At 61.4% G+C, this 5,584-nt stretch carries 4 protein-coding genes; 2 read left to right on the forward strand and 2 right to left on the reverse strand.

Annotation, left to right across the window (positions count from 1 at the left end; translation table 11 throughout):
* Positions 1–1,058 (reverse strand): M24 family metallopeptidase (locus WA989_RS05510; protein WP_424339505.1); only part of this gene is annotated, 1,058 nt, incomplete at its 3' end.
* A gap of 43 nt (positions 1,059–1,101) precedes the next feature.
* Positions 1,102–2,028, reverse strand: coding sequence for an ornithine carbamoyltransferase (argF, locus tag WA989_RS05515; RefSeq protein ID WP_424339506.1), 927 nt, complete (start codon positions 2,026–2,028; stop codon positions 1,102–1,104).
* A gap of 236 nt (positions 2,029–2,264) precedes the next feature.
* On the opposite strand from argF, the gene WA989_RS05520 reads away from it, so the two are divergent.
* The gene (locus WA989_RS05520; protein WP_424339507.1) at positions 2,265–2,825 is read left to right on the forward strand and encodes a biliverdin-producing heme oxygenase; all 561 of its coding nucleotides are present in this window, start codon (positions 2,265–2,267) and stop codon (positions 2,823–2,825) included.
* The gene (locus WA989_RS05525; RefSeq protein WP_424339508.1) at positions 2,800–5,373 is read left to right on the forward strand and encodes an HWE histidine kinase domain-containing protein; all 2,574 of its coding nucleotides are present in this window, start codon (positions 2,800–2,802) and stop codon (positions 5,371–5,373) included. The genes WA989_RS05520 and WA989_RS05525 overlap by 26 nt, the downstream gene beginning before the upstream one ends.
* The last annotated feature ends 211 nt before the right edge of the window (positions 5,374–5,584 follow it).

The following is a 5,584-nucleotide window of genomic DNA, read 5'->3' on the forward strand; positions in this document are numbered from 1 at the left end:
TCCATACCGATACCATGACCGAGGCGATGGGATAGCCCCGGCGTCTTGTAGCCCGGCCCATAGCCCTTGCTCTCATAGAAGGCCCGCACCGTTTCATCGACGAGACCGGCGCGGACACCCAGCTGCGCCGTCTCCAGCGCCAGCTCCTGCCCGGCCTTCACCGTATTCCAGACCTCGCGCTGCTTCGCCGTCGGCTCTCCGAACACCCAGGTCCGCGAAATATCGCTCTCATAATCATGCACGCCGCAGCCGCAGTCCATCAGGATGACAGAGCCCTCGCGCACGGTCTGCGGTGACTTGGTGCCATGCGGATAGGCGCTCGCTTCATTCAGAAGCACCATGGAAAACTCGACCGCCCCGCCGAGCTGTGTGGTCGCTTGGCTCACCATCGCCGAAATATCCTGCTGGCTCATGCCGAGTTCGACGCGCGGATAGATATCTTTGTAGGCCGCGAGCGTGATGTCATTCGCCGTCTGCATCAGGGCAAGCTCAACCGGCGACTTGTACATCCGCACGCCGCGCGTGACGCTCATGCCAGAGACGATGTCGAAGAACGGCGCCGCCTTCGCGATGCCATCGGAGACGAAATGCCGGACGGTTTCCTCGATGGCGACCTTGCCGTCTTCCAGCCCCCGGTCACGCAATACACCAGCGACGAGTTCGAACGGATTTTCGTTCTCGTGCCAGGTCCGCACCTGCGTCTCCACTTTCACGCTCTCGCGGACGGATGGCTCCTCAAAATAGGGCGTGACCACCACCGGCAGGCCCTCGGCCGGAATGACCACGCCAGTGAACCGCTCGGAGCGCCACCAGCGGATACCCGTGAAATATGTAAGCGCCGACCCGGCCTCTATGACCAGCGCCGCAATACCCTGCTGCTGCATCAGGGCCTGCGCCTTTTCAAGCCGCTGTTCGTGTTCGGCCGGGGCGATCGGCGCAGCGCCCGCGGCAAGATTGGGCAGGCCGGTTCCCGTCTCCCGCGCGGACGACGGCAGTCCCGAAGCCAGCACAAGCCCGGCCGCTCCGCCCGTCATCAGAAAATCCCGCTTGGTCAGCATGCCCGCCTCCATCTTGCCCGGCGCGCACTCTGCCAGCCCACATCTATTTGTCGAGACACCAGCGCATGATGGCCTTTTGCGCGTGCAACCTGTTTTCGGCCTCATCGAAGACAAGCGAGTTCGGCCCGTCGATCACTTCGCTGTCGACTTCCTCGCCGCGATGGGCCGGCAGGCAGTGCAGGAATTTGGCGCCCGGCTGGGCAAGCTCCATCAGCTCTTCGGTCACGGCGTAAGGCTCAAGCTCGTCGAGGCGCTCGTCTGCGTCGGAGTCGCCCATCGAGACGAACGTATCCGCAATCACGACATCAGCGCTTTCAGCGGCGTCCTCGGCATTGTCGAAAACTTCGATCCGGCCCTGCAGCTCGCGCGCAAGCTCGAGATCGTCTTCATCCGGCGCGTAACGATCCGGTGTGCCAATCGCGAGGGTGAATCCGAATTTCGGCGCAGCATGAATGAAGGACGAGCAGACATTGTTGCCATCGCCAACCCAGGCCAGCCGCGCGTCTTTCAGGTCGAGGCCATGCTCCTCAAGCGTCATCAGATCGGCCATGATCTGGCAGGGATGCGAGCGATCGGTGAGGCCATTTATCACGGGGACGCTGGAGGCCTCGGCGAAGTCCTCAATATCGGTGTGATCATTGGCGCGGATCATCACCATGTCGACATAGCGAGACAGGACACGCGCCGTGTCACCAATACTCTCGCCGCGGCCGAGTTGCATATCGTTGGAATTCACCACGATTGAGGTTCCGCCAAGCTGGCGGATGCCGACATCGAAGCTGGTGCGTGTGCGCGTCGAGGACTTCTCGAAGATCATCGCCAGGATGTGTCCATCGAGCGGCGCGCCCTCATCGGCTCGGCCCTTCGGCCAGCCAGCGCGCGCCTTCTTCATCGCATGAGCTTCATCCAGAATACCGCGCAGCTCTGAGGCTTCCAGCTGCCAGAGATCGATGAAATGCCTTACCGCCATGTCTGCAATCCTCCTCGGACTACGAAACCAAAGGGCGCGCTTACTGGAAAACGCCGCTTCTGCAAAGCGCCAAACAGAAGTGCGATTGTCCCGGAACCGTTTTGACCACCGCCAGTTAATCCGAGACCGCCGCTCGCAATTGTGTAGTGTTCGCTTGATCAGAGACCGGAAAACCGCTGAAAAGCATAGACGGTTGAGGGGAGTTAGAGGGATCGATGTCACCTTTGCGGATGCGATTGCGCAGCGATACACAAGTTGATCATACCCGAATTGACGCGCTCTACAGCCGGTATGACCTGACAGATGTGACCGGCCTCTCCAGATTTCTAAGTGCCCATGCTGTCGCCCTGTCCTGGTGTCTCGAAAGCCTCCCAGCTGCCATGGATGAATGCCGCCGCTCCATCGCAGCGCTGATCCTGGACGCCGGTTCTGATCTGGAGCGGCTTGGCCAGCCCTCCCGGACGTCATCGCCTGCGGCGTTCACCTCATTTCAGGGCGACCCGCTCGGCCTGGTCTATGTCGTTGCGGGCTCGCGCCTTGGCGGGCGTGTTCTCCTGCGTCAGGTGCGCAGAGCAGACGACCCGCTCGTCGCCTCGTCCACCACCTACCTTTCAAGCGAGGCCGGAGACGAACTCTGGCAGACCACGCTGGAGGCCTTGCAGGCCTGGTCCGGCGCGCCAGCGGACGAAGACCGTCTGATCGCGGGCGCGCGCTCGGGTTTCCAATATTTCGAAGATGCATACTTTGCCGTTCAGGGACTAACGACAGAAAATGACTTCCAATACAGTGTCGCCTGACACAAAGATCGACCTCACAAATTGCGACCGCGAACCGATCCACATCCTGGGTCATGTTCAGCAATTCGGCTGCCTGATTGCCGTCACATCAGATTGGCTGGTCTGCCATGCCTCTGAAAATGTCGAGGCCTTCATGGGCCGGACCGCGGAAGCGATGATCGGTGAGCCGCTTGCAGACCTGTTCGACGAGGCCGGGCTCGAGAAGATAAAGATGCGCGTCCAGCAGCTCGATAGCGGCGATGCCGTCGAGCGCCTGTTCGGTGTTGCGCTCGGCGAAGGCGAAGACGGCCGCTTCAATGTCGGTGTCCATCTTGCCGGCACGAATGTGGTCCTCGAACTTGAACCGTACAGTCCTGACCACAGGACCGACTACACATCCTATGTCCGCCCGATGATCGAGCGGGTGCGCAAGGCGAAGACGGTCGAAGAGCTCTGCCGCATAGCCGCGCGTCAAATGAAAGCGCTGACCGGTTTCGACCGTGTCATGGTTTACCACTTTGCCGAAGATCAGTCTGGCGAGGTCATCGGCGAGGCGGTCAGTCCGAACATCGACTCATTCATGGGCCTGCATTATCCGGCGAGCGATATTCCCCAGCAGGCCCGTGAACTCTACAAGCGCAACCTGCTCCGCATTATTTCAAATGTGAATGAGAAGGTCTCGCCCATTATTCCCGAGCGCTCGCCCGATGGCGGCCCGCTCGACCTTTCAATGAGCGGGCTGCGCGCAGTCTCGCCGATCCATATCGAATATCTGAAGAATATGGGTGTCGAAGCCTCGATGTCGGTCTCCATCCTGCAGCGCGACGAACTTTGGGGCCTGTTTGCCTGTCACCACTATTCGCCGCGCGTCCTGCCCTATGAAATCCGCTCTGCAGCAGAGCTGTTCGCGCAGCTCTTCAGTTTCGTGCTGGAGCAAATCCGGCAGGACACAGCCCGCCTTCTGCGCTCGCGCACGCAGACGCTTCACGACCAGCTCATGTCGCAGCTCGCTGGCGGACAGTCGATCCGCGATCACTTCTCCACGCTCGCCGATGCGCTGAACTCGGTCATCGAGAATGACGGCGTCGCCGCATGGGTCGATGGCGAGTTCCTGACACTGGGAAAAACCCCGTCGCGCGAGGACTTCATGGGGCTACTGCGCTTCCTGAACACAAGCGCGGGAGGCCGGATTTACGCCACCGATCATCTCGGCGGGGTCTACCCTCCGGCAAGAAACTACACCGATGTCGCAGCAGGCCTGCTCGCCATTCCCGTGTCGCGCCAGCCGCGCGATTATATCATCCTCTTTCGCCAGGAGATCGCCAGGACCGTGAGCTGGGCCGGCAATCCGGAGAAGCCGATCACACTCGGCCCCAACGGCTCTCGCCTCACCCCCAGGAAGAGTTTCGAGCTATGGCAGGAAACCGTCACGGGCCAGAGCGCGCCTTGGCAGGCTCATGAAATCGGCGCGGCAGACCAGCTGCGTGTGACCCTGCTCGAAGTCGTGCTGCGCATGTCGGATGCCGCCAACCAGGAACGCGCCCGCGCCAGTGAGCGCCAGGAGCTGCTGATTGCCGAACTCAATCACCGGGTCCGCAACATCCTCAACCTGATCCGCGGTCTCGTAAACCAGAGCGCCCGCGAAGCACGCTCCGTCGCCGAACTGTCCGATGTGATCGGCGGGCGGGTCCAGGCGCTCGCCAATGCCCACGACCAGCTGACATTGAAAAACTGGGCACCGGCATCGCTTCAAGGCCTGATCAGGACCGAAGTGGACGCTTATCTTGGGCGCAAGGCCGACCGGATCGATATCAGCGGACCGGATGCAATGCTGACCCCGACCGCCTTCAGCACCCTGGCGCTGGTTCTGCACGAGATGACCACGAATTCTGCCAAATATGGCGCTCTGGCCGATTCATCCGGCAGGATTGCCATAGAGACCCTCGAACTGGGCGATGGAGCGCTCAAAATCGCATGGAAAGAGATGGGCGGCCCTGCCGTTCAGGCGCCCGATCGCAAGGGGTTTGGCACAACGATTATTCAGCAATCCATCCCCCACGAACTGTCAGGCACGGCAGACGTGCGCTATATGCTGACCGGGCTGGAAGCCGATTTCGTCGTTCCGGCGAGGCATGTCAGCGCCTATGGCCCTTCGCTGGCCCCGGCCCCCTCCTCCGCCAGCCCGCGGGCCTCTGACAGCGGCCAGGCCGGTCTCGACAAACCGGCCCTGATTGTCGAGGACAATATGATCATCGCGCTCGACGCCGAGGACATCCTGATAGCTGCCGGCGCGACGGAGGTGCATGTGTGCAGCACTGTGGCGGAAGCGCTCGGCGTCCTCTCCGAAAACGAAATCGGGTTTGCACTGCTCGATGTGAACCTTGGCAGCGAGACAAGCGAACCCGTCGCCAGGGAACTCTTCGAGCGGGACGTGCCCTTCATTTTCGCCAGCGGCTACGGCGACTCCAGCGCGCTTAACGCGAGGTTCCCGTCCATTCCGATGCTGAAGAAACCGTATGACAAGTCAGACGTCGATCGGGCCATTCAGGAGGCATTCCCTGCCAATTGAGCTGTGGCCGCGCCAGGGCGCTTGTCATGTCCGCTGCCCCCGCTACAGTTACAGCGGATGACAGACGAAAGCGCATCAGACCCGCAAAACCCTGATACAGACGCGCCGCAGGACGGCCCGCTGCTGTTCGGGTGCGTGCTCAATGGCAAGGGCGGGTGCCGGTTCGTGGACTGGGAAACAGCGAAAACCTGGACGAGAACCTCGCCTGAGG

The sequence above is a fragment of the Henriciella sp. genome (genome assembly GCF_049649345.1).
GTDB lineage: Bacteria > Pseudomonadota > Alphaproteobacteria > Caulobacterales > Hyphomonadaceae > Henriciella.